The sequence below is a fragment of the Nocardia kruczakiae NBRC 101016 genome (genome assembly GCF_001612965.1).
Classification (GTDB): Bacteria; Actinomycetota; Actinomycetes; order Mycobacteriales; family Mycobacteriaceae; genus Nocardia; species Nocardia kruczakiae.
This window is the reverse complement of record NZ_BDBL01000087.1, coordinates 1-2,886: the sequence shown is the minus strand read 5'-3', so window position 1 is coordinate 2,886 and position 2,886 is coordinate 1. Positions and strand designations below refer to the sequence as shown.

At 69.1% G+C, this 2,886-nt stretch carries 5 protein-coding genes and 1 pseudogene; 4 read left to right on the top strand and 2 right to left on the bottom strand.

The genetic code is table 11. The features are described from left to right. The 3 genes from NK1_RS33085 to NK1_RS33075 all read left to right on the top strand — a co-directional run. A partial coding sequence (locus tag NK1_RS33085; protein WP_245661001.1) for an AIR synthase-related protein occupies positions 1-473 on the top strand: 473 nt, incomplete at its 5' end. 74 nt (positions 474-547) lie between these two features. Then, entirely contained in the window at positions 548-1,225 is a 678-nt protein-coding gene (locus tag NK1_RS33080) for a uracil-DNA glycosylase (RefSeq protein ID WP_036503772.1), read from the top strand. A 38-nt stretch (positions 1,226-1,263) separates the two neighbouring features. Beyond that, the gene (locus tag NK1_RS33075; protein ID WP_063015141.1) at positions 1,264-1,542 is read left to right on the top strand and encodes a hypothetical protein; all 279 of its coding nucleotides are present in this window, start codon (positions 1,264-1,266) and stop codon (positions 1,540-1,542) included. On the opposite strand, the gene NK1_RS33070 is transcribed toward NK1_RS33075, so the two are convergent. Beyond that, positions 1,526-2,080, bottom strand: a complete 555-nt coding sequence (locus NK1_RS33070; protein ID WP_084461860.1) for a GNAT family N-acetyltransferase — start codon at positions 2,078-2,080, stop codon at positions 1,526-1,528. The two genes, NK1_RS33075 and NK1_RS33070, sit on opposite strands and share 17 nt — an antisense overlap. Positions 2,081-2,171: 91 nt before the next feature. Next, positions 2,172-2,363, bottom strand: a complete 192-nt coding sequence (gene rpmB / locus NK1_RS33065; protein WP_011210730.1) for a 50S ribosomal protein L28 — start codon at positions 2,361-2,363, stop codon at positions 2,172-2,174. Between the two features lie 322 nt (positions 2,364-2,685). Here rpmB and NK1_RS33060 point away from each other — a divergent pair. Beyond that, positions 2,686-2,886, top strand: a pseudogene (locus tag NK1_RS33060) (DAK2 domain-containing protein); the annotation flags it as partial.

Below are 2,886 nucleotides of genomic sequence, written 5' to 3'. Positions count from 1 at the left end.
TCGGCTGGTCGGCGGCCGGGCTGGCGGCACTGTCGGCCGGTGCCGACAGCGGTTCCGATGCCGCGCTGTTCGCCGATGTGGTTGCCGCCCATCGTGTTCCACGACCGCCCTACTCCGCCGTGCTGGAGTTGCCGGACGCCACGGAGATCACCGCGATGACCGACGTCTCCGACGGACTGCTCGCCGATCTGTCGCATATCGCCGAATCCTCCGGTGTGGCGGTCGATGTCGACTCGGCGGCGGTGGCGGATCTCGCGCTGTCTCCGGTCGCCGCCGCGCTGCACGCCGACGCGCTCGGCTGGGCGCTCACCGGTGGGGAGGACCATGCCTTCGTGGCGACCTTCGGGCCCGGTACCATCGTCCCGCCGGGCTGGCGGGTGATCGGCCGGGTGTGCACCGGTTCGGGCGTTGTCGTCGACGGAGCGCGGTGGTCGGGGCCGCTGGGCTGGGAGTCGTTCGGAGGGGGCGAATAGCGGTGCGGCGCGACGATGCGACGGCGGGTGGGCGGCGTGACGACGCCGAGCCGCGGCGACTATCTTGTCCCGACATGGGCGCGAAACCACTGCCGCAGATCATCGATACGGGCTGGGCCGAGGCATTGGAACCGGTGACCGACCGGATCTCCGAGATGGGGGAGTTCCTGCGGGCGGAGAACGCCGCCGGCCGTGGCTACTTTCCCAAGGGCGAGAACGTCTTACGCGCCTTCACCCGTCCCTTCGACAAGGTGCGCGTGCTGATCGTCGGGCAGGATCCGTACCCGACGCCCGGGCATGCCATGGGGTTGAGTTTCTCGGTGGCGCCGGATGTTTCGCCGGTGCCGCGCAGCCTGGCGAACATCTTCTCGGAGTATTCGCGCGATCTCGGCCATCCAACCCCGTCGTGCGGCGACCTGTCGCCGTGGTCGGATCAGGGTGTGCTGCTGCTGAACCGAGTGCTGACGGTCTCGCCCGGCCAGCCCGCGTCGCATCGCGGCAAGGGCTGGGAAGCGGTGACCGAGCAGGCGATTCGCGCGCTCGTGGCGCGTGAGCAGCCGCTGGTCGCGATCCTGTGGGGCCGCGACGCCTCGACGTTGAAGCCGATGCTCGGCGATGTCCCGACCATCGAATCCGCCCATCCCTCACCGCTGTCCGCCTCACGTGGTTTCTTCGGATCGAGGCCTTTCTCCCGCACCAACGAATTGCTCGGTACATTGGGGGCCGCCCCGGTCGATTGGCGCTTGCCCTGACCGCGGCGTAACAGTTCGAGCGAAACAGGAGCAGATGTATGCAGATCACATCCGTGCGCGGTGCCGTAGTCGCCGTTGCCGCCGGTGCGGCGGTCCTCGGCGCACCCGCGATAGCGCAGGCCGCCGGCCTGCCGCTGGAGCCGGCCACCCCGCAGGAAGAGGTCACCACCACTCAGCACGCGGGACCGGTGCTGGCCCTGTGGGATCCGCAGACGGGTTCGTCGTCGCTGTCGTCCAACGTCAACGCGCGCGGTCTGTGCATCTTCCAGAGCATCAGCGCCACGGGCGGATTGGACTGCTTCACCGGCGCCCAGTAATCGGGCGGCGGGCGATCATCCGGATCTCGCTCGCCAGAGAGAACGGTTCGATTCGGCGGGCCTCGTCGGCGGCGAATCCGAACTTTCGATAGAAATTCCGGGCGCGTGGATTCTCCTCGAACACCCATAACGCGGTGTCGGTGTCGGGGAGGAGAATCGCACGCAGCAATTCCTGTGCGATGCCGGTGCCGTATCGGTCGGCCCGGACGTAGAGCGCATACAGTTCCCGATCGGCGACGCGCGGTTCGTCGCGAGGCGGGCCGGCGTGCGCGAATCCGGGGACGCGGTCGCCGGGGGCGCGGGTGTCGTCGACGGCCAGCACGATGGTGTGCGCCGTTCGATCGGCCGCCGTGCCCTCGTCGATCGAGTCGATGAGGGCGGCCCACCGGGCGGTGCGGCGGTCGACGTCGAAGGCGGCGAGCACATGCTCGGGCACCAGTCCGCGGTAGGCCTCCCGCCACGATTCGATATGGCAGATCGCCAGATCACGAGCATAGTCGGTGGACGCCGTCACGATCCGGGGGCGGTGCGGGGTCACTCTGCCGTCCCGCGCGCCGGGCCGGGTGAGCACATGACAACGCCCCGGTCACCCTGTGGGTGCGCCGGGGCGTCGAAGATGTCTACGCAGCTCAGCCGCGAACAACCTTTCCGGCCTTCAGGCAGGAGGTGCAGACGTTCATGCGGCGGGTGTTGCCGGGGGCAACCTGCGCACGAACGGTCTGGATGTTCGGGTTCCAGCGACGGTTGGTGCGCCGGTGCGAGTGCGAAACCGACTTACCGAAGCCGGGGCCCTTGGCGCAGACGTCGCAGACGGCAGCCATAGTCGCGAGCTCCTTCATGTCATGGGGGACCGCTGTCGGTGAGACAGCCTGTCCGGAAACTTTATCCTCAATGCCTACCGGCGCTACCGCCGGTGAACGCGACCGGCAGGGGCCGCGTGAGGCAACCCTGCAAGAGTAGCGGTCGGCCGTATTCGATGTCCAATCGCCCCGGGGCTCGCCTCGGCCACCCGCAGCGCCCGCCTCGTCTCCGCCGCCGGATCCGCGTCCCCACCCGGCTTCGCGTGTCGAGGGTGTCGGTGCGGACGACTACCCTGGCTGGCGGGTTCGACGGTGTGATCGCGGTGGCGGGAAGGACGGTGACGTGCGCGGGGTCCGGGAGAGGCTCGATGCGGCCGCACTGCGGCAGTGGGGTGCACTGTGTGTGGAACGCCTGCTCGCGCACCGCGAGGAGATCAACGCGCTGAACGTCTTCCCGGTGGCCGATTCCGACACCGGAACCAATCTGCTCATCACCATGCGCGCCGCACTCGCCGCGACCCAAGCGCCCGGCGACGCGGACCCG

Excerpts from the sequence above, each read along its gene's own strand:
- NK1_RS33080 (WP_036503772.1), top strand. The coding sequence starts at position 548 with ATGGGCGCGAAACCACTGCCGCAGATCATCGATACGGGCTGGGCCGAG.
- NK1_RS33075 (WP_063015141.1), top strand. The coding sequence starts at position 1,264 with ATGCAGATCACATCCGTGCGCGGTGCCGTAGTCGCCGTTGCCGCCGGT.
- rpmB (WP_011210730.1), bottom strand. The coding sequence starts at position 2,363 with ATGGCTGCCGTCTGCGACGTCTGCGCCAAGGGCCCCGGCTTCGGTAAG.